Source organism: Pseudobdellovibrionaceae bacterium, assembly GCA_023954155.1.
Taxonomy (GTDB): Bacteria; Bdellovibrionota; Bdellovibrionia; order Bdellovibrionales; family UBA1609; genus JAMLIO01.
Window position 1 is genome coordinate 1 of sequence record JAMLIO010000007.1, and the last position, 22,400, is coordinate 22,400.

A 22,400-nucleotide genomic window follows, 5' to 3' on the forward strand; every position below is an offset into this window, starting at 1 on the left:
ATGCCTTTGCGTTCGCAAAATCATGCCAAGCCGAACTCGCATTTCGACCATATATTTAGAAATAGGGCCCCCAATTCCGAAGGCTGCAAAAAAAACAGAGAGCTTAGTGGTTTTTGAGGTTGGTAGGGATGAGTTTGTTGGGGTTTTTGTCGTAGTTTTGTTTGGTGATTTTTAGGGCACTGACGACGGTGCGCGATTTTGGGGCTTGGCTGAGGTACATTACTCCATGCGTTAGGTTGTAAATGGCCTCTGGTAAGCCGACGGCTTTGATGGCCTCCATACAATTTAAAGCCACTGTCAGGGCTTGGGAGTCTGCTAGGCCAATGTCTTCTGAGGCGAAAATGATCATTCGACGGGTAATATATAGAGGGTCTTCGCCCAAATCTATCATTCTATAGAAGTAGTACATGGCCTCTTCCGCATTGGAAGATCGCATGGACTTAATGAAAGCCGAAATCAGGTCAAAGTGCTCGGCCCCCTTTTTAGGGTACGCCTTGGTGGCCTCTGTACCTGTAATTTTTTCAATAGAGGCCCAAGTTAATGGAAGCATTTTGTCTTCTATAATAGTGGGCAGGTGCAATTGCACTTGCTCCACAAAGTTGATCAGGGTGCGCGCATCCCCTTGGGCTCTCATGATGAGTTCCATTTGGGTTTCTGGTGCAAAAAGATCGGATATGTTTTTAAAACCTAAAAATTCGGACCCTTTTTTGAGCAAAGCCAAAAGAGAGCTTTCATCATGATTTTTAAGCTGCACAAGATGACAGCGACTTAAAAGGGCAGGGTTTAAAACCACTCGAGGGTTTTCTGTAGTGGCGCCGACAAAAATGATGTCCCCTTTTTCAATGCTGGGTAACAAGACATCTTGTTGAGCTTTAGAAAGTCTATGGGCCTCATCAATGAACATCAAAGTCTGTTTTTGATAAAAGACAAATCTTTCGCTGGCCTTCTGACACTCCTCACGAAGTCCCTTGGCCGTGAGGTCCACGGCATTAAGCTCGACCACATCTTGGCCAAAGTTTTTTACAAAGAGTCTAACTAGCGTGGTCTTTCCACTTCCTGGGGGACCATAAATGATAGTGCTCGGAAAACGTCCCTGCTTAAAAAGTTCAAGCACCGCAGGTTTGATAGAGTTCTTTACGACCAAAAAGTCATCCCAAGTTTGGGGACGGAGTTTCTCTGATAAAGGAGCATGTTCTGAAATCTGTTGACGGTTTTGTGCTTGAAATAAATCCATGGAAAGTATCATTTTCCACTTTCCAGCTACAATCAATCTCTAACAGGCTGAGCAAATTTTATTGTTTAAACACAAACGAAAAAAGCCTCGTACTTGACGAGACTTTTGAAATGGATTGAGTATTTAAAAGTATTGCTTCTTTAGTTGGCTAAAGCATCTGAAGACATATAATTTTTGTCCAAAATTCTTGGAGTAATAAAGATCATAAGCTCTGTATCTATTTTTGTTAGACCTTTAGTTTTAAATAGCCATCCAAAAATGGGAATATGTCTAAGAATAGGAACACCAATTTCAGTATCTGTGGTGTCGTTTTGGAAGATACCACCAATCACAGCTGTTTTATTGTTATCCACAAGAACTTTAGTTTTAGCCTGACGAGTGTTCTTAGGACTCAAACCCGATTGATCAGCCGCACCAGGGAATTCTCTTTTTACGTCAACATCTAAAAGCACACTGGCATCCGTAGTGATCTGTGGTGTCACCTTCATAGTTAATTCTAAGGGAATCGCAACTGGTTCGGCTTGTCCCAAACCACTACCAGCACCAGCAAAGGTTACTCGTTGTCTTAAAATTTCAGTGGCTTGTAAAATTTCAGCCTGTTGATTGTTTAATGTCACAACTCGTGGAGAAGAGATGATCTTGATCTGCTTGTCTTCTTCTTTCAAGTTCAATAAGGCATTGATGTTTCCTAAGAAGTCAAAGCTTCCAATTCTTAGCCCCACAGAAAGAGGATCCGTACCTGTAGTCACCTGACCTAGGTTTCCTTGAATGTTGTTCACCCTAAAACTTGGGAAGATAGAGATCTGTTGTCCACCGAAGTTTCCTAGCTGAGTGTTCGCTCCCATCACACCCCATCTTAAACCAATATCACGCGCAAACTCTCTAGAAGCTTCTACAATCTTAGCTTCAATTAAAACTTGTGGAGGTGGAGTGTCGAGTTCTCGAAGCAAAGCTACCATTTTGTTAATATTAGAAAGAGTATCATTGATAATGATTGAAGAGGTACGAGCATCACTAAACAGATTCCCTCTGTCTTTGGTCGACAAAGGCTTCAATTGCTTTTCGACCTCAATGGGTGAAGCGTACTTCAGAGGTACCACTTTAATAATAACTGGCTCAAGTTTTACTTGAGACTCTTGAATCTTAATTGCAGCATCAGCTTCTTTTTCTAAATCTTCTAGTTTACTGATTCTAAGGACATTTCCTGTTCTGATATAACCTAGATTATGAGTCTTCATAATAGTCATTAAAGCCTGATCCCAAGGCACATCTCTAAGTTTTAAAGAAATTTTACCCTCAACACCCTGACCCACAACCACGTTAGCACCTGCTTGATCCGCAATAAAGTTGATCACAGCCGTGAGTTCTTCATCATTCACCTGTAAAGAAATCAGATCTCCTGTAAAATCTGTATTCTCAAGCAAAAACTCTTCCATGTTGTTCACATTCGGCACAGATTTTCTATTAGGAGCTAAACCTGATGATGTGGCCATTCCAGAAACCAAAGCTGTACCAGGTGAAACCACAAGTCCTTTTTCTTGCACTGACACATTGGGCTCAATGTCGTTTTTCAATTGAATGATGACTCTTGCTGTTCCATCGGTATTTTCGTAACTGCTGACAGCTCCAAAAGACTGTTCAAAATCCTTCATGAATAAAGGTCTTTTATAGATGTCAGGAATTTTTGTGTTTTCGATATCAATAATATACTGCTGAGCCTTGGCATCATACTGAGTATTAAATTCCAGATTACGTCGGGCTCGGATCACAACAGATCCCCCTCTTAAATCAGAATCGTACTCTAAAGCTGTAATACGGTTCGGTTCAAATTTATTTACTGGTGGCTCATCAATCATGCTGTCAGTGATAGGACTTGTGACTGCATCATTAAAACTGCCAGTCAAACTGTCTTCAAAACTCTGATCCATAGAATCCGAAATCTCAAATCCGCCTGTCATCCCTTCAAGTGGGTCTGGACCCGTATCATCGGGTAAAGACGCCACATCATCCATATCATCAAAACCCCAATCATCTTCAGGCAATGTGGGTGTAGGACTGCTAGATGAAGGCTCATCTTCCATAGCAACGTCCCCAAAGTCATCAAAACTTCCGCCGTTGTCTTCATCTTCGAAAGCCATTCCATCAAAGTCATCTAACCCATCTTCAGAGAACTCTCCATCAAGCTCACCTTCCATATCTAAGGTTTCACTTCCTGATGCCGAGGCCTCTGGAACTTCTGAAAACTCTTCATTGATCAGCCCAACATCCTCTGTCGCTCCGTCACTTCTATTGGTCAAAGAGCTTCCACAGCCCACCAGTGACAACACCATAAGTCCTAATATAATTCTGGAGATCATCCGTGACTCCTTTGTAGTTTTAATAAAATATTTAAACTTCTAAAATCCATTTATCTACCTACTCGTAAAACCTGTGTAGAGTAAAACTTCTGCCCACCCTTAACCGCACGTGATTCAATCACAATGATTTCGCCTTCACGAATGTCTTCAACGTATCCATTGTTTCGGCCAATGGGGTCTTTCTTTTTCACCATATAAATGTTGGCCTTAGGATCGCGAATAAGAGCTTTGGGCTCTTTCGTATTCCAAGCAATAGCTGTTAATGATAGTTGAGTTAAATCGTACTGCAATAACCCAGAAGGGCCACCACCTCGACGGTCTAGAGACTGTCGAGATTGTAGGATCGGCATAAAAGGATCTCTTCGATCACGATCTTCGTATATAAAAATCGGATAGAACTCTCGATTTAAAACTTCTTCGTTAAGCTCCATCATTCGACGCGCAAATTCATCTTCGAGTCGATCCTCTGTCATCTCTTCCATCGGAATAGGAGCATCTTCATCTTGCGCATTCCAATTTAACTCGTCATCAGGATTCACACCTTCTGGAGTTTGTCCATTAGGCGCAAAATCACCGTCTTGTCCATCTTGATTATTTACAAATGGGGCATTCATAGTTCCACGACTAGGTGCTGTTCCTGGAGTGGGCTGTGATGGCACAAAGGGTTCTTGTGGTGGAGTTGGCGGAGGCAGATCTACATCTTCATCCTGCCGAGCCGAGTTCGGATTTTGCGGCACTTGACCTTGGCCAGCTTGGTCCCCGTTTTGGTTTTGGGATGGCTGCTGACCAGAGGCGGCCTCACCTGGAGGCATATCCAAAGTGTCCTGTTCGGCAGGATTAGCTGAGACTCCTTGGTCTTGCGCATAAACACTGCTTAAAATCAGACTCATTCCAATTCCAATCGCAATAAGAGGTCCCATAACTTTTAGATTTCTCATCGGGCCCCTCCTCCTGCTTCACCTACTGGTCTCAATGAATCAGCCACCACGTCCGTCACTAAGCTATAGGCTTCAAACGTCACATCAAATCTTAAAGGCGGAGATTTTCCCGAGGTGAGGTCCGTGGCCGACAACTGTCCCGCACTGATTCTTAAACGTTTAAGTGTAATGATATCATCAGTTCTTGTCAGGTAAGATAAAAACCTCATGACTTGAGCATAGTTTCCGCTAAATGAAGTGCTGATTTCAAAAGGTCGTATGTAATTGGCAATATCAAACCAATCAGGAGCATTACCACCTACTTTACGGGCCACTGGTGGTGAAGCTCCACTTCCCGTTCTGCCATCAGAAATACTTTCAAAGAAAATCCCTGCGGCACGAGCCTCTTCGGAGATGATTCTTTGCACAGTTTCTGGAGACATCCCCATTTTAAACCGTGCTGCGCGACGACTGGTTTCATTTTTTATCGCCGCAATCTCTTCTTCAATCTTAGGACCTCGTTCAATAGTTTCAACCATCATGGTGTTTTCGGCTTGAATAGTACGTATCTTGCCTTGAGTTTCAGCTCGTCGGGTCTCTACATTAGGAGAGTTGAAAATAAAAAAATAGTAAAAAGCGGCCAGCCCCACGCTGATGAGTAAGGTGTCTCTAAGACTTAACCGCCGTAGTCTATCTTCCACTAACCGAACCCTCCATAATACCTGCTCTTAATCTAAAGGAAACATATCGACCCACTTCATTGCGTAGCTCTTGTTGGTTGTAGATTAAAATATTATTGAAATACTGACTCGCCTCTAAGTTCTGTTGAAACTGAGTGAGGTCGTTTTCAGATACAGCCACACCTTCCACATTGATTCCTGTTCTTTCCAGCTGCACATTGTTGAGCCACACTTGGAAGGGAAGCAGATCTTGAATGGCATCCAAAACCTTAATGGGTAACAAACGATCCTTATCAATTTGTCTAAAGTCGTTAAGCAAAGTACGACTGGCATCCAGCTCTGACTCACGAACTCTGATCTTTGCCACAGCCTCTCGGCTCTCTTCTCTCTGGCGTTCAGCACGTGACAACTGTTGTAAAAGACCACTGATCGCATTGTTGTTTCTACTGACCGTATACTTTTCAACGGCTATTATTGAAATTAGAGGCAGCACAATGATCAACAACTTCATCGACGGCGGCAGCTCTAGTCCTAACTTAATAGGACCACCCGCTTTGTTTCGTTGTAAAATTTCACCATAAGAAAGCTGATTGGCATTTGCTGGAATGGCTAGATTTTCTTGGGTGCGGTCACGCAGAAGGTTAACCTTGATCATCAGTGTCCCCCTCTAAGCGCAAACTTAAACCTAAAGCCACAGTTCCTTTCAAGGCCACTTCGTCTTCATCATCTTCCAAGGCACCTGGTCTAATATCTAAAACACGACGTGGATCAAGAAAGTCTGTCGGCAATTCGAGAACACGTCCCAATGCCTGAGCTAAACCTTTTGTTTTTGCCGCTCCACCCGTTAAAAACACATGCGATAAAGAAATACCTTGGGTGGTGTTTAGAAAGAACTCAAAACTTCCTTGAATCTGATCACACACAGAGTCCAAAGCATTTTCAATCGCTTGAGCAGCCACATCGGGCATTGTGCCCTCTGGCCCCACCTTAAATCTTTCGGCTTCAAAATAAGAAATTTCCGCTGCAGTCTGGATCTCTTGGGTGAAAAAACTTCCTCCAACAGGAAGGTCACGACAGAAGATCACCTCACCACGATGAACCACCACAAAATGCGTAAAAAAGGCACCAATATCCAAAAGTGCCACAGCTTGATCATGGATATCGCCATAATTGTAGTTAAAGATATTGGCTACAGCAAAACCACTCACATCAACATTGCCAACCTTGTAGCCAGAAGCTTCAACAGCAGAAACCACCTTACGTAAATGATTTTTCTGAGCCGCCACAATCAAGATATCTATCGTCTCGGCATCACCATTAGATTGCGCTTCTAGAGTCACATAGTCCAAGTTGACTGACCCAAGATCAAAAGGGATATACTGCTCAGCTTCCCATCTCACTTGGTCAGATAACATATTGTCATCCACTTTAGGTATACTGACTTTTTTTACCATCACCGCAGAGCCCACAAGACCTACATTGACCTTTCTTTTACCTAACTTTAATTTTTTGATCACCGAAGCAATCACAGGTTCAAGTGCTTCGGGCTGAATCACTTCGCCTTCTGCCAGTGGGTTATTAGGAATCTTTTCGATAACAAATTTATGGATTGTACTTTTTTTGGTTGAAACTTCCACCAAGGCAGCCTTTACGCTGTCGGATCCTATATCTAGGCCAATATAATGCTTTTTTGAACCGCCAAATAGTGCCAAATTCCCTCTAGTTGTCTTACGTGTTGTTAGCAAAATTCTACTTACTTCGACTTAACATTTTAGCCAAACATTCACCAAAGTCTAAGCCCTCACTTTGGACTTATTTTAGCTAAATCTTAAGTCTATATAAGTAGGCTCGCGCTACTTTATACCCTATTTAATTACAACTGACCGAGACCAGACTGTCAACTAAGGTCTTGGACTTGCTAAGGAAATCTTCACTCTATAAACAGAATCGTCCAACAATACTACGAAGGTCTAGTTTGCGCTACAAACTAGCTCATTAAAAAGTAATAGGCATACGCAGAGAAGATCAAAAAAGGTCCGAAAGGAATGGCAATATTGTGTGAGGATTTTTTTTGTGTAAATAAAATATACGATCCCACAAGAGTCCCTGCCACGCTTGACACCATCAGGATGAACACCAAAGACTGTGCTCCCAAAAGCGCCCCCAGCCATGCCATCAGCTTAATGTCCCCGCCGCCCATACCATCAATGCCTCTAAGTTTTTTATAAAACACTGCGGTCATATAAAAAAATCCACCACCTAAAATGGCACCCAATAAAGAGGCAAACGGAGTTCGGAGTTCGGGATTGATCAGGCTTCCTAAAATCCCGATGACTATTCCAGATAAAGTATAAATATCAGGCAAAAACATGTGTTTATAGTCTATAAAAAAACAGGGCACAGCGGCTGCTGTAAAAACACACAACTCTAAGGTCGTCCATGTGAATCCAGATTTATAGAAGATGGCCAAAAAGAGCAGGCCTGTAAGAAGCTCCACCAACGGATATTCAATAGAAATGCGCTCTTTACACCCCGAACAACGGCCTTTTAAAAACAGCCAAGATATAATGGGAATGTTTTCATAAAATTTGATCTTTTTTTGGCAATGAGGACACGAACTTCCTGGCGAGATCAGGCTGAGTTCCCGCGGCCATCTATAGATCACCACATTGGCAAAGCTCCCAAAACAAGCCCCAAAGGCAAAAGCTAAAACATAGACCCCCATCAGGGTCATTGCACCCGCTTCCATTACGTCAGATCCTTCTCTTCAAACACCACAATGGCTAAGACCAAAAAGATCACCACCCACGACAGACCATAAAGCAAAGACGCTCCATAGGCTGAGGCCGCGTCCCATTCATTGTAAGTCAAATCTGACTTCCAGTTTAACCCTTCCATATTGGGTAAGATCCATAAAAGGATCGGTCCTACCGTCTTTACATATTCTGAAGGAGACAGTTTGAGTAAAAACTCAAGTGAAGACACCCAATGGGTGATCAAGAAAAAACAAAATGAGAGACCCACCGTTAAGAGTGTGGAAGTCAAAAGAGAGATGAACAGCGCAAAAGAAAAAAGCACTAAGGATTCTACAAATATCCCCGCAAAAGGAATGAACACCTTAAAGCCCCACTCCAACCCTGTTAAAAACGAAGTGAGAAAAAAGAAGCCACTTAAAATTAAAAGAGTCACCGATAAACTTACGGCAAAACCAAAAAACTGCGCCAAAAGATATGTAGACCTAGAAATATCTTTAGAGAGAAAAATAAAAGCCGCTTGGCTTTCCAATTCTTCTTTGAGCAAAGAGGCTCCAGCAAGAACTGCTAAAAAGATGGCCCCCACCTGTGCTCCAGACAGACCAAAATTGATCGCTAGTCGAATCTCATCGTTAAACCCCAAGGGTCCAAGAAGTAAGCTTAATAAAGTCAGCAGAGTCCCAATGGTCAGACCCACATAATAAATCTTTTTATGTGATAAACTCACAAAGGTAAGATGGCTTAAGCTAATAAGTTTCTTTAACATCGGAACCCTCAAGTAACATTTTATAAATGGCCGTAAGCTCTTGGTTGTCAGGAGTGACAGACCAAATTCTATAATTCTGTTGAATGTAATTCTGCAAAGTCGGACCTAAGCTGTGTTCGGCTACAGTTTCAAAGTGCAACTCATTGCTGTCACTCTTTTTATATTGCACGCTAAAGGTGGTGGTCTTTACTAAACTCTTCACATCACCCATGTATCGAACTTGGCCTTGCCTGATCACCACCAAGAAGTCGCACACCTTTTGCACATCCTCTAGCAGGTGACTGGTCAGAAACACACTCTTCCCACTCTTCGCGTATTCATTCAGAGTGTTGACCGTACTCAAACGACTTTCGGGATCAAGACCATTAAAAGGTTCGTCTAAAATCAACAGGTCAGGCTGGGACAGGAGAGCTTGAGCTAGAGCCAAACGTTGATTCATCCCTTTAGAAAATCCCTTGCAACGACGATCTTTAACATAAGCTAAATCCACCAGTTCTAAAGTTTCCAAAATTCTTTTTTCTTCAAAGTTAGACGTGATAGAGCCTACAAACTTTAAGATTTCAACTGGGGTTAAAAATCCAGGAAATTCAGGTTTTTCTGGTACATATCCCACTCTGGAGCGGGCTTTAGCATAAGGCTGATCGCCAAAAAATAGCACTCGCCCTTCTGTAGGGCTCACAAGATTGGTGGCGATTTTAATGAATGTGGATTTGCCAGAGCCATTGGGTCCCAAAAAGCAGGTGATGGTGCCTGCGGGCACTTCAAAGTTGAGACCTTTTAAGGCCTCGACTTTTTTTGATTGAAATCCCACATAAAAATTTTTTTTAACACCTTCTGCTTTCAGCACAGAATTCATAGTTGCAAACCTTTTTGAAGCGGATACACATCAAATGATCCCCTCTTTTGGTTTTGTAAGGCAAGTAAAAATGCTTGCGCCGCATCACTTTCTGTTAAACAAGGGATAGAGTAATCAATACAGCTGCGACGAATGCTAAAGCTGGCATCAATGGACTGCTTACCTGAGGTGGTGTTAATCACCAGACACACTTCCCCTGAACGAATTCGATCCACACAATGTGGACGGCCTTCATGAACCTTCTTCACTTTCAAACATTCAATTCCATGAGACTGAATGAAATCAGCAGTCCCTCCTGTAGCACTCAGAGTATAGCCCATATCCACAAGCTTTTTAATATCTGGCAACAGCTCTTGTTTGTCTTTGTCTCTTAAGCTTAAGAAAACTTCACCGCTATCTGGAAAAGTCAATCCCACAGAGATCATCGCTTTAAGTAGAGCCTCCGAATAATCCGTTCCCACTCCCATGCTTTCCCCTGTGGACTTCATTTCTGGTCCTAAAATTGAATCCGCATTGGGAAACTTTTTAAAGGGAAAGCTCACACCTTTGACCACAACTTTATCTAAAGACTCCTGCCAATTGAAAGTTTTTGTGAGTGGTAAACCCAAAATTGCTCTCATACCAATATCCACCAAAGGAATACGAGTCGCTTTAGACACAAAGGGCACTGTTCTTGAGCTTCGAGGGTTGGCTTCTAAAACATACACCTCATCATCTTTGACCGCGAGTTGTAAATTCAAAAACCCAATCACTTGCAAACGATCCGCAAGAGCAAGACTTAGCTCTTCAATTTTTTTCAAGGTTTCTGGCTTTAAACGTTGTGGGGGCATGACACCCATGCTGTCTCCACTGTGCACACCCGCAGCTTCAATATGTTCGATCACCCCACCTATGACCTTCCAGTCTTTGGCGCGCACGAGGTCCACGTCAATTTCTAAAGCACGTTCTAAAAACTGATCGATCAAACATGGGTGTTCAACATCTATGTCTTTTTTATACTTAGAAAAATAATCCTGCAGCTCCACTTCGGATTCTACGATTTCCATTCTTCTTCCACCCAACACATAACTTGGACGAAGCATCACAGGGTACCCAATTTTAGCGACAATCTTTAAAGCCTCATCGACGTCTGCCGCCATTCCTGACTTGGGAATATTGGCATTACAAGCCTCTACGATTTTAACAAACTGACCACGGTCTTCTGCCAAATCAATAGCGTGTAGGCTAGAACCCAGAATTTGAAATCCCGCCTGTTCTAAAGAAGGAGCCAAACGGATAGGAGTTTGCCCCCCAAGCTGACACACAAATCCTTTAGGGTTTAAAGCTTCACACACCTCGATCACACTTTCAGGATCAAGAGGTTCAAAAAATAAAAAGTCAGACGTATCATAATCCGTAGATACTGTCTCTGGATTGGAGTTGATCATAGCCACTTCATATCCTAATGCCCTAAGAGCCTTCACACTTCTGACACAGCCATAATCAAATTCAATACCCTGACCAATACGGTTGGGGCCACTGCCAATGATGACGATTCTTTCTTTTTGTGATTTCAAAAACACATCTAAACCTTGTGGTTTTTCGCTCCAATAAGTGGAGTAAAAATAAGGTGTTTCTGAAGCAAATTCTCCAGCGCAGGTGTCCACTTGCAAATAACTTGGAGTGATCCCCCAGTTCTTTCTTAAACCTTTCACATCTTGAACGGGAATCTGAACCAATTTGGAAATGGACTTATCTGTAAATCCTAAACGTTTTGCTCGTTTCAGACTGTCTTCAGTGAGCTTTTGACCTCGGATCACCTCTTCAAAATCTACAATCTCTTTAAGCTGTTCCAAAAACCAAGGATGAATGCCCGTCCACTCATTAAGTTCACTCACACTATGACCGCGACGAAAAGCCTCAAACAGGTAGTCCATGCGTTCACTGTTAGGATAACTGACTTTTTCTTTTACAAATTCCACTTCAACTTCGGCCATGTGACCATGTTCAAGAGACACATAAGCTTTGCTAAAGGACTCTTTAAATGTTCTACCGATTCCCATCACCTCACCCACACTTTTCATTTGTGTTGTCAGGTGGTCTTCTGAACCCGTGAACTTCTCGAAGGCAAAACGCGGAATCTTAGTGACCACATAATCCAAAGCGGGTTCATAACACGAAGGTGTGGTTTTGGTGATGTCGTTTTGAATCTCTTCTAGAGTCTGTCCCACAGCCAGAAGTGCTGCAATCTTAGCGATAGGAAATCCCGTGGCTTTACTGGCTAAAGCCGAAGAACGACTCACACGCGGATTCATCTCAATCACAACACGCTCGCGAGTGGTAGGATGCACGGCAAACTGTATGTTTGCCCCGCCTGTCTCTACCCCCACAGCGTTGACAATCTTTTGCGCCTCATCCCGCATCTCTTGATACTCTTTATCTGAAAGAGTCTGTTGAGGCGCGACCGTAATGCTGTCTCCTGTATGCACGCCACAAGGATCAATGTTTTCAATCGAACAGATCACCACAAAGGTGCCATTTTTATCACGCATGATCTCAAGTTCATATTCATACCAACCAAGCAAACTCTGCTCTACTAAAACTTCTGAGGTCGGACTTTCATGCAAGGCATTGGCCAGTTTGGTTTTGTACTCTTCTAAAGAGTACGCCACTCCTCCGCCTGCTCCACCCAAAGTATAATTGGGGCGCAAGATGACTGGAAAATTAAAGTCCTCAATGTCTTTTAACCCCTGTTCAAAGGTAGACACCATCACGCTTTGCGCTTTGGATGCCCCGACTTGGACTAAAATATCATTGAATTTTTCTCGGTCTTCAGCGGCTTGGATCACATCAGGGTTGGCTCCAAGCATTTTAATATTCAAACGGTCAAAGATTCCGTCTTCATAAAGCTCTAAAGCTAAGTTTAAGGCCGTCTGTCCTCCCAATGTAGGAATCACAGCATCTGGTTTTTCTTTTTCTAAAATTTTAAGCAAAAACTTTTTCTTCAGAGGTTCAATATAAACTTTTGAAGCCACATCAGGGTCTGTCATGATGGTAGCGGGGTTAGAGTTCACTAGCACCACCTCCACACCCAAAGAGGTCAGTGCTTTACAAGCTTGTGTGCCTGAATAATCAAACTCACAAGCCTGCCCGATCACAATAGGTCCACTACCAATGATTAAAATCTTTTTGTAGGGAATTGCATTTGCTGAACTCATATTCTTGTTTCTGCCTTTCTATCAAATAAAGGTTCATCAGCGTAAATTTTGCGGACATCCACTTGTTTGAAACGTAAATTTTGAAAGAACCGTCTAAAGATCAAATCCAAAAGCCTGATCTTCATCTCTAAGCGCACCTCAATATTTTTTTCTTTGCGGATCAACTTCACTTTAGAATCAATAAATTTCTCTGAACCTTGAGGGTGAACCGTCAGGTAAGCCCCCGCATACCAATCCTTGTTGTATCTAAAAAGACGGGTTTGGATGTAACGGTTCTTTTCTAAAAGCAGTATGGCATCGGTATTTTTAAAATAAATCTTATCTCGTGTGATCAGATCACGAAAATACACCCATCCTCTACTTTCTTTATAAAAATAATAAATGCTCGATCTAGCTTGTTGCAGACTCTCTTTAAGGTCTTCTGAAATTTCTGGAACTTCATGGACCATAGAAATACAACTGGTCCCTTGGTAAAGAAAATCATACAGATACCAGTCCCTAAATTGAATCCATTTGCTTTCAATATCAATTTGATCTTCATCAAAGGGACCCGCAAAATCCACGTAGGACTGTTTCGCTAAAGTCAGTCGGTCCTGATACCCAGGACCTGAAAAGTGAGTGAAGACTTGATCTAGAAGTTCATTAAATTCAACCACGAACCATCTCCTTCATGAAGTAATCAAATAACAGAGCCGCATCATTGGGCCCTGGGTGACTTTCTGGGTGAAACTGCACACTAAGACATTTTAAACTTTCGCTTTTGATCCCCGACACTGTGTTATCATTAAGGTTCACATGGGTGATTTTAATATCGGCAGCATTGGGCAGAGGGCATTCTGGCATTCTCACCGCATACCCATGGTTTTGTGCTGTCATATAAACCTTATTTAAAACTAAATCTTTGACAGGGTGATTGCTTCCTCTATGTCCAAAGCGCAATTTGAAAGTTTCAAATCCCAGAGCCAAAGATAAAATCTGGTGCCCCATACATATTCCAAAAATAGGTAGCTTCCCCACAAGCTCTCTGACTGTTTGGGGAGCATGCTCGACATCGGCAGGATCACCAGGCCCATTCGTGAGCATCAGTCCATCGGGACTCCACTCCATAATCTCTGCGGCAGAAGTTCTTGAAGGAAACATGCACACTTCTGAACATCTCTGCTGTAATTCACGGATGATGTTCATCTTTGAACCAAAGTCCATCACCGCAATGCGTGGCCCTTGAGGATTTTGACCCTTAAAAGTCGTGGGTTCTTTTACACTGACTAGATTCACCCAGTCTTTTTCTTTTTTACGAGCCTGTTCAATAAGCTGTTTTGATTTTCCAAGAGCCTCTTGGGCGTCTTCAGCTTCGACGATAGCACCCCAAGTGGTGCCCTTTTCTCTGAGAGTCAGAATCAAGGCTCGTGTGTCGACTTCACTCAGCACAGGAACCTGTTTATGGGTTAAACGCTTAAGCCAAGAGTTCTCTCGCGAGGTGTTTTGAATCTCAAGACACACAAAACCCCGAATGTGCACTTGGGAGGACTCCCACACTTCGTCATCTACACCATAGTTACCTTGCATGGGAGCAGAGGCCACCAAGATCTGTGAGAAGTAACTGGGGTCTGTTGCCATCTCTTCGTATCCAGAGTGACTGGTATTGAACACGATTTCTCCAGCACGAGCAGTACCACCGTTCCATTTACCAGAAAACACATCTCCTGTTTCTAATACTAAATATCCCTTACTGCTCATATCTTTTCCTTAGTTAAGAGGGCTTTCATCAGAAACGCTCTGACATAGTGGCCGTTTTCTTTCTGCTGCCAGATCAAAGAATTTTTATGTTCAGCCAAACCAAATTCAAAATCTTCATTACGTAAAAAAGGTCCTGGGTGCATCAGTGGCACGTCATGCTTTTCCAGTAGCTTTTGTGTGATCATATAATCCTTAGATACATCTAAAGCCCCACGCTCTTTCTGTGTTCTTAATCGAATGACCACGTCGGCCCAATCCATAGCTTCGTCCAAATTTGAAAACTTCTGCCAATGAGATTCACCACTCCAGTGTGCAGGGTCAGCGCACTGTCCTAACTCGTACCCTAACTTTTGCGCTATCACTGAATGAGAGTGGGCGACTCGGCTATGCTTCGCATCACCAACAAACAACAGCTTTAAACCCGAAACACGTTCTGTGTCTTTGTACTCCATGATGGTCACCAGATCTAAAAAGGCCTGTGTGGGATGATAAAGTTCACCATAACCCGCGCAGATAATGGGGATAGAGGTGTTTTGATAAAATTGCTCTACGTCAATGTGCTCGCCAGAACGTATGATCAATAAATCAGGGTGATTCATTTCAAAGACTTTCAAAGAGTCTGCAATACTTTCCCCTTTAGACATACTGGTAAAACCGTCCATCTGAAAATAGCTATGTCTAGCCCCTAAACGTTGAGCCGCAGTTTCAAAGCTCACCCGAGTGCGAGTGCTGGGTTCAAAGAAAATTTGAAAGACCAAATAAGGCTGATCTAAGGCTAAGGAACTCCAACCTTTTTGGGCGACCTGTTGTTTTAAAGCCAAAGAAGACCGTAGAATAGACTCAAGGTCACTTGGAGACTCTTGTTTTAAGGAAAATATTTGTGTTAGCATGCTAAAATCACACTCTAGTAAAGTATCCTCGAAGAGTCTAGAGTTTTTTAAAAACTCTATCCCAGCGCAGACTCGACAGATCGCAGAAGTCCATTCTAGGGTTCATTTTTTCGCAGCTGAGCAAGATTCTCCACGCTGGCCCCACCATATTCCCCACAGGCACACTGCCCCACTGCCTGCTGTCACTGGAATGATTACGGTTATCTCCCATAAAAAACAGCTCTCCATCTAGAACAATATGGGTGGTCGTAGGTAGTTCTTCCTGTCCTCGTGCCCTAGACATAGTGAGATAGCGGACCTGCTCAATCTCTTCAGAAAAAAGCTTAAGCCCGTCACTGCCATCGGGGTCAAAAAGCTCTTTATAAGTTTCTTCCCACTTTGGCCCCTCACCATACTCTATCACTTCGATATCATTGATCTTTACAATTTGGTCACCCAGCATTGTGATCTGATCCCCAGGAAGCCCAATCAGTCTTTTGACAAAATAAGGGCCTCCATCTTTAGATTTAAAAACTACAATTTGCCCTCTTTGAGGCAGTCTAGGACCCAATAGCCACGTTTGAGTAAATGGAATTTTGACACCCGTGAAGACTTTTCTTACCACGATATAGTCACCCACATACAGGTTGGGAAACATACTGCCAGAGGGAACCACAAAAGGTTCAAAAAAGAACCAACGCACTGAAAAGAGCAGCAATACAAATAAAATAAGTTTGGATAAAACCTGCCAGAATGTAGGTCGCATTTTAACTCTAGATGGCGCCTTAGTCTCTGTGGTCAACGGTCCTCCTTACGTAGAGATCTTAAACACTCCACTCAGCTCTATGCTTAATGCACTGTATGAAAGAAGCGTGTGCCCCGAATCGTCAATGGATTACAGACACGAATGAGACTAAAGCTCTTATCGCAAGAGAGCCATACAAACATGGCTTTCCCAATTAAGTTTTCATAAGGAACATAACGAAATGCCTCTTTCATGCGACGGCTGTCTTCGGAGTTAATCCGATTATCTCCCATCACAAAGTAATGATTCGGCGGGACTTCATAGGGGCCAAACTCTCCCTCAAAGGCGTCTTTAGGCAGCAGCACACTGTAAGTGTAATCCCCTAAATGCTCTTCCCAGTGAGCATAGTTTTCCATAGGGCCCGCATTGCTATGATCAAAGTCTTTCTCTTTGAGCCAATCCCAATCCGACTTGTGTTTTTCAGGTACAGATTTTTCTACCAGTTCGTCATTCACATACAGATTGCCGTTTTCGTAATACACTTTATCACCAGGCAGTCCTACCACTCTCTTAATGTAGAAGAGGTTATTTTCAGGGTTTCTAAAAACCGCAACCTCTCCACGCTCTGGGCCGCCAAACTTCACCATCCATTTTTTGCTAAATGGAATTCTCACTCCATAAGTGGCTTTATTCACAAAAATATGATCGTTGATCAATAAACTAGGGAGCATACTTCCTGAAGGAATGACGTAGGCTTCAACAAAAATCCACCGAAAGAACAAAGCTACTGCAAATGCCACCACAAATGAGCCAAGGCCCTCTGTCCAAAATTTTTTGTCTTTCATCTTTTGAATCACGCTGGTACTCCTGTTGAATGTCCTCAGTTTAACTGTCAGACTTCAAGACCGCAAGAAAAGCTTTTTGCGGAATTTCAACCTTCCCAATCTGCTTCATGCGCTTTTTACCTTCTTTTTGCTTCTCCAAAAGTTTTCTCTTACGGCTGATATCCCCACCATAACACTTTGCGGTAACATCTTTTCTAAGTGCCCCGATGGTCTCCCTAGCAATGATCTTTGCTCCAATAGCGGCTTGAATGGCCACTTGATACTGCTGACGCGGAATGATCTCTTTGAGTTTTTTAGCCAAGTCACGCCCTCTGGCCTGAGCCTTGGATTTATGCACAATGACCGAAAGCGCATCCACAGGCTCCCCGTTAATCAAAATGTCCATCTTAGATAAATCTGAAATCTTATACTCACTCAGTTCATACTCCATAGAAGCAAAACCCTTAGTCATGGACTTCAAACGGTCATAGAAATCAAACACCATCTCGTTAAGCGGAAGTTCATAAACAATCATCACCTTGTCAGCCAAGATGTACTCCATCTTTTGCTGAATGCCTCGTTTGTCTTCACAAAGTTTAATAATACTTCCCACATATTCTGAAGGAGTGTGCACAGACAAGGTCACATAAGGCTCTTCTACCCTTTCGATACGAGAGGCATCGGGTAAATCAGAAGGGTTTTCAATCTCGTTCATCGTACCATTGGTCTCATAAACTTTGTAAACCACAGTAGGTGATGTGGTGATCAGGTCTAAATTGAATTCTCTTTCCAGTCGCTCTTGCACAATCTCCATGTGTAAGAGACCTAAGAACCCACATCTAAAACCGAAACCTAAAGCCGCTGACTTTTCCGTTTCAAAGGTTAAGGAAGAATCATTCAAAGCGAGCTTTTGCAAAGCCTCCTCTAATTCTTTGAACTGAGGAGTTTCAATAGGGAAGATGCCCGAAAACACCATGGGTTTTGCTTTTTTAAATCCCGCTAGAGCCACTGTGGCTCCCTTTTTACTGGTAGTGATCGTATCCCCGACTTGCACCTGCCTTAAATCCTTAAGGCCACAGATCACAAAGCCCACTTCACCTGCGGTCAGTTCTTGTAACTCTACAGGGTGGGGGGTGAAAACCCCGAGCTTTAGCACCTCATGTGATACTAAATCATTGGCCATAAACTTGATCACATCGCCCTTTTTGATAGAGCCCTCAACCACTCGTATTAAAGTGATGACACCCTGATAAGCATCAAACCACGAATCAAAAATCAAAGCTCTTAAAGGAGCAAGATCATCCGTTTGCGGCGGAGGGATCTTTTTCACCACAGCCTCAAGAATGTCTTGAATCCCAATCTTAGCTTTAGCACTAGCTAAAATCGCTTCAGAGGTATCGAGTCCAATGACATCCTCAATCTGTTCTTTGACCACATCAGGGTTAGCGGCAGGTAAATCAATTTTATTAAGTACAGGAATGATCTCAAGATCGTTATCCAAAGCCAAATACACATTAGCTAGAGTTTGCGCCTCCACACCTTGGGCGGCATCCACGACTAGTAACGCCCCTTCGCAAGCAGCTAGTGAACGTGAGACTTCATAACTAAAATCCACGTGCCCTGGGGTATCAATCAAGTTGATGATATACTCTTTACCATCTAAAGCTTTGTAATTAAGACGTACAGTTTGAGCTTTAATCGTGATCCCACGTTCCCTCTCAATCTCCATACTGTCTAAGTACTGATCCTTAAGTTCACGGTTGGACAAAGCCCCCGTGAACTGCAAAATGCCATCGGCCAAAGTGCTCTTACCATGATCAATATGGGCAATGATTGAAAAGTTACGAATATTTTTAGACATAGGATTTTAAAGCTTCTACCTTATCTAATTTTTCCCATGTAAAGCCTTCGTTTTCACGACCAAAATGGCCGTAAGCAGCAGTCTTTTTATAGATGGGTTTTAACAGGTCAAAGCTTTCAATGATCCCTGCGGGTTTAAGGTTCCAAAGCTCACGAACCGCAGCCTCAAGCTGAGCCGAAGGCACCTTCGCCGTCCCAAAATCTTGCACTAAAATATTAGTGGGTTCAGCCACTCCAATGGCATAAGACAGTTGCACCAGAATACGATCTGCAAGCCCTGCGGCCACAATGTTTTTGGCTACATGTCTTGCCGCATAGGCGGCAGAACGGTCGACCTTAGAAGGGTCTTTCCCCGAAAAGGCCCCGCCACCGTGGGCTCCATGGCCACCGTAAGTGTCCACGATGATCTTTCGACCCGTTAAACCACAGTCCCCTGTTGGTCCACCAACTACAAAGCGCCCTGTGGGGTTAATAAAAAACTTAGTCTTACTGTCAATGTACTCAGAAGGAATCACCTGCTTGATCAACTGTTCGCGAACATATCCTTGAATGTCACCTTGGCTGACATCGGGAGAATGCTGGGTAGAGATCACAATGTTTTCAATACGACTGACTTTGCCCTCTTTGTACTCAACCGTGACTTGGCTTTTACTATCGGGCCTTAAGAAAGGCACCACACCCGCCTTACGATCTGCGGCCATCTGCTGCACTAATTTATGAGATAAAGCTATAGAAAGAGGCATAAGTTCTGGAGTTTCATTGACGGCATAGCCAAACATTAAACCTTGGTCCCCTGCTCCCATTTCTTTGCTGCTGCTTTCATCAACACCCATGGCGATGTCTGCACTTTGTTTGCCTACAGCGTTAATGATCGCACAGGCTTTATAATCAAAGCCGATGTCGCTGGAGTCGTACCCGATCTCCTTAATTGTGTTTCTGACTATGTCTTGAAAATTGATATTTGCGGAAGTGGTGATTTCTCCTGCCAACACAACCAGTCCCGTAGTCACTAGTGTTTCGCAGGCTACACGGCTTTTAGGGTCTTGCTCTAACAGGGCATCTAGGATGGAGTCACTGATCTGATCGCTGACCTTATCTGGATGCCCTTCTGATACGGATTCACTGGTGAATTGATAATTTTGGCTCATCGGCCGCCCTCCTTAATGCACTCGGGATATATTCCTAAAGTACACTTTGATAACAAATTATCAATAGGCGGGCAATACCATGAGCGGCTTTAGCCTGACTAAGCCGCTCTGCTAGATGCGTATCTTTTAAGACTTTCCTCTTTGGCCTTACGAGATTTCTGACGGCGCATTTTGCCCGATTTGAACTTCGTATGGCTTCTTTCCATTTGCTTTAAAACTTTTTCAAAGCTTTCATCAATGGCCTCAAAATAATCATCAGTGATGGCCTTAGCAATATACAAAACACCATCGCAATCGACTTGCAGGTTCACAATGCGTTCATGTTTTTGGTCCAAAAAAGTAACATTGACTTTAAAGGGCTTATGCGTTTCGAACCTCTTAAGCTTTTCTGCTTTTTTATTGGCATAATCCACCAAGTAGTTCGACCAGTTCCGATGTCTGAATGTATAGTTGACCCTCATACGACCTCCATTGATTTCTCTTCGGACCAATGTCTAGAATTCCCAAGCCCTTTTCTAACAGTAAAAAAATAAAAAACTTTAGAGAAAAGTCACTTCTTTTCTAAGCCCATTTACTTTTCTCTTTTTAAGACCCACATAAACGAATAAATCGCATTACCCCACCGAAGGCCACACACTCACTGCACTGTTAAGAAAATGTTGAAGTCCACACAAAGGGTTTGATTTTGAAACAAAAAACCCACCCTATTTTTGCGAAATACGAGCCAAGAAATCTTTCAAATACCAATGTAAATAGATATAAAAACATTTATGACCACCAAAACTGTTGCGCAAATCCACCTCCACACCTTAGCCTCCCGTTTGGGGTGGATGGGCTCCTTTATTTATAGATGGTCGAAATGCGAGTTCGGCTTGGCGCATTTTTGCGAATGCAAAACTGTGCCAAACGTCACTGTCTGAGCATTTTGAGTATCTATAAATAAAGGAGCCCATCCACCCCAAACGGGAGGCGGGTTTAGAAGTATTTTTTGCGTTTGCTTGAAGGCAAGATGCCTAAGACATCGCGGTACTTGGCCACAGTTCGACGAGCGATTTCGATGCCGTCGTCTCTAAGCAAGTCCACAATCTTTTGGTCCGAAAGTGGCTTTTTGGCGTTCTCTTTAGCAACTAGATCTTTGATCTTAAGCTTCACAGATTCACTGGCCAAAGAGTCCCCGTCGGTTTTAGAGATTCCTGAGTTAAAAAAGTATTTCAGCTCAAAAATTCCTCTTGGAGTGTGAACATACTTATTGGTGGTCACACGACTCACTGTGGATTCGTGCATCTCAATATCATTAGCGATGTCCTTTAAAATCATAGGACGGATATGGGCTGGGCCCTTCTCGAAAAACTCCAGCTGATGTTTCACAATACTTTCTGTCACCTTATAGATGGTTCTCTGGCGTTGCTGGATGGACTTGATCAACCATACTGCTGATTTTAATTTATCCTGAATGTAATCTTGAGTCTGTTTGGATTGCCCTTCCAGCTTGGCCGCAGACTTACTCCCACCATCTGTCAGCAGGCTCTTATAGAAACTTGAAATTTTAAGCTTAGGCAGTCCCTCTTCGTTAAGGGCCACAACATACTCTTCGCCTACCTTGTACACATAGACATCAGGAGTGACATACTGGGTGTCAGAAGACTGGAAGGCACGACCTGGCTTGGGATCAAAGGATAAAATGATCTTACAAATTTCAACCACCTCTTCGATGGCCAGATTCATGGATTTTGCGATACTTTCGTAATTCTTCTTTTCCATGTCTTTAAGGTGATGTTCAATCACGTGCATCACATCTTTGGTGTCTTCTTCTAAATGTTTGGCTTGCAACATGAGGCACTCTTTAAGATCACGACTTCCTACTCCAGGAGGATCAAACTCTTGCACAAAAGGCAGTATCTCCTCTAACTCTATGACCTCAATATTTTCTTCTTCTGCAATCTGCCCTAGAGGAACTTTGATATAACCATTGTCATCAATATGAGAAATCAAAAGGCTCACCATCGCCATCTCTTCTTCATTGAAACCACTAAGACTGGCTTGCCACTGCAAGTGCTCTTTTAAGGTTTGAGAGACAGAAATGAAATTGTCATAGTTAATGGCTTCACTGGGAGCCGTCGCAGACAGGCCTCGGTACTGCAAATCATCGTCACCGTACTCATACTCATCTTGTTTTTGAGGATCTTGGTCTTCGGAACTGGAATCTTTTTCTTGGGATGTTGAAGACAGCTCTACACTGGGATCGTCTTCGATGGTGTCCATGATCTCTTCAAGGACGGGGTTTTCATCTATCTCTTTACGAATTTCATTTTCAAGCTCTAAGCGCGACAATTGCAGCATTTTGATCGCCTGCTGAAGCTGGGGAGTCATCCTAAGTTGCTGCGATAATTTCAGGCTGGTTTTAAGCTGCATAGACATTCGTCGTTTCTCCTCTACTAGACCCCTTGCCTTGATTCT

General features: G+C 43.0%; 19 protein-coding genes. All 19 read right to left on the reverse strand.

What is annotated here, in order from left to right:
• Window positions 1-103 precede the first annotated feature (103 nt).
• Window positions 104-1,234 carry an AAA family ATPase gene (locus M9899_08805; protein ID MCO5114262.1) on the reverse strand — a complete coding sequence of 377 codons (1,131 nt, stop codon included), beginning with the start codon at window positions 1,232-1,234 and terminating at the stop codon, window positions 104-106.
• A gap of 140 nt (window positions 1,235-1,374) precedes the next feature.
• Window positions 1,375-3,591, reverse strand: a complete 2,217-nt coding sequence (gene pilQ, locus M9899_08810) for a type IV pilus secretin PilQ (protein MCO5114263.1) — start codon at window positions 3,589-3,591, stop codon at window positions 1,375-1,377.
• A gap of 50 nt (window positions 3,592-3,641) precedes the next feature.
• Window positions 3,642-4,529 (reverse strand): pilus assembly protein PilP, encoded by an 888-nt coding sequence (locus M9899_08815; protein ID MCO5114264.1) that lies wholly within the window; start codon window positions 4,527-4,529, stop codon window positions 3,642-3,644.
• Window positions 4,526-5,209, reverse strand: coding sequence for a hypothetical protein (locus M9899_08820; GenBank protein MCO5114265.1), 684 nt, complete (start codon window positions 5,207-5,209; stop codon window positions 4,526-4,528). Before M9899_08820 ends, M9899_08815 begins: the two co-directional genes overlap by 4 nt.
• A complete protein-coding gene (locus tag M9899_08825; protein MCO5114266.1) occupies window positions 5,199-5,843 on the reverse strand; it encodes a PilN domain-containing protein in 645 nt (214 codons plus the stop codon). The genes M9899_08820 and M9899_08825 overlap by 11 nt, the downstream gene beginning before the upstream one ends.
• A complete protein-coding gene (locus tag M9899_08830; protein ID MCO5114267.1) occupies window positions 5,830-6,900 on the reverse strand; it encodes a pilus assembly protein PilM in 1,071 nt (356 codons plus the stop codon). The genes M9899_08825 and M9899_08830 overlap by 14 nt, the downstream gene beginning before the upstream one ends.
• A 275-nt stretch (window positions 6,901-7,175) precedes the next feature.
• Window positions 7,176-7,937, reverse strand: coding sequence for a prepilin peptidase (locus M9899_08835; protein MCO5114268.1), 762 nt, complete (start codon window positions 7,935-7,937; stop codon window positions 7,176-7,178).
• Window positions 7,937-8,707, reverse strand: coding sequence for an ABC transporter permease (locus M9899_08840; protein MCO5114269.1), 771 nt, complete (start codon window positions 8,705-8,707; stop codon window positions 7,937-7,939). The genes M9899_08835 and M9899_08840 overlap by 1 nt, the downstream gene beginning before the upstream one ends.
• Window positions 8,688-9,563, reverse strand: a complete 876-nt coding sequence (locus M9899_08845) for an ABC transporter ATP-binding protein (protein ID MCO5114270.1) — start codon at window positions 9,561-9,563, stop codon at window positions 8,688-8,690. The genes M9899_08840 and M9899_08845 overlap by 20 nt, the downstream gene beginning before the upstream one ends.
• Window positions 9,560-12,760 (reverse strand): carbamoyl-phosphate synthase large subunit, encoded by a 3,201-nt coding sequence (gene carB, locus M9899_08850; protein ID MCO5114271.1) that lies wholly within the window; start codon window positions 12,758-12,760, stop codon window positions 9,560-9,562. The genes M9899_08845 and carB overlap by 4 nt, the downstream gene beginning before the upstream one ends.
• Window positions 12,757-13,416, reverse strand: a complete 660-nt coding sequence (locus M9899_08855) for a hypothetical protein (GenBank protein ID MCO5114272.1) — start codon at window positions 13,414-13,416, stop codon at window positions 12,757-12,759. The genes carB and M9899_08855 overlap by 4 nt, the downstream gene beginning before the upstream one ends.
• Entirely contained in the window at window positions 13,409-14,497 is a 1,089-nt protein-coding gene (gene carA / locus M9899_08860) for a glutamine-hydrolyzing carbamoyl-phosphate synthase small subunit (protein ID MCO5114273.1), read from the reverse strand. Before carA ends, M9899_08855 begins: the two co-directional genes overlap by 8 nt.
• Entirely contained in the window at window positions 14,494-15,387 is an 894-nt protein-coding gene (locus M9899_08865) for a hypothetical protein (GenBank protein ID MCO5114274.1), read from the reverse strand. The genes carA and M9899_08865 overlap by 4 nt, the downstream gene beginning before the upstream one ends.
• Before the next feature lie 37 nt (window positions 15,388-15,424).
• On the reverse strand, window positions 15,425-16,168 hold the full coding sequence (gene lepB / locus M9899_08870) for a signal peptidase I (GenBank protein MCO5114275.1): 744 nt from the start codon (window positions 16,166-16,168) through the stop codon (window positions 15,425-15,427).
• Between the two features lie 47 nt (window positions 16,169-16,215).
• On the reverse strand, window positions 16,216-16,968 hold the full coding sequence (gene lepB / locus M9899_08875; protein ID MCO5114276.1) for a signal peptidase I: 753 nt from the start codon (window positions 16,966-16,968) through the stop codon (window positions 16,216-16,218).
• A gap of 28 nt (window positions 16,969-16,996) precedes the next feature.
• Window positions 16,997-18,796 carry a translation elongation factor 4 gene (lepA, locus tag M9899_08880; GenBank protein MCO5114277.1) on the reverse strand — a complete coding sequence of 600 codons (1,800 nt, stop codon included), beginning with the start codon at window positions 18,794-18,796 and terminating at the stop codon, window positions 16,997-16,999.
• Window positions 18,789-19,943, reverse strand: a complete 1,155-nt coding sequence (gene metK / locus M9899_08885) for a methionine adenosyltransferase (GenBank protein MCO5114278.1) — start codon at window positions 19,941-19,943, stop codon at window positions 18,789-18,791. The genes lepA and metK overlap by 8 nt, the downstream gene beginning before the upstream one ends.
• A 98-nt stretch (window positions 19,944-20,041) precedes the next feature.
• Window positions 20,042-20,404 carry an HPF/RaiA family ribosome-associated protein gene (locus tag M9899_08890; GenBank protein ID MCO5114279.1) on the reverse strand — a complete coding sequence of 121 codons (363 nt, stop codon included), beginning with the start codon at window positions 20,402-20,404 and terminating at the stop codon, window positions 20,042-20,044.
• 514 nt (window positions 20,405-20,918) lie between these two features.
• Complete coding sequence (gene rpoN / locus M9899_08895) at window positions 20,919-22,361, reverse strand: RNA polymerase factor sigma-54 (protein ID MCO5114280.1); 1,443 nt, start codon at window positions 22,359-22,361, stop codon at window positions 20,919-20,921.
• Window positions 22,362-22,400 lie beyond the last annotated feature (39 nt).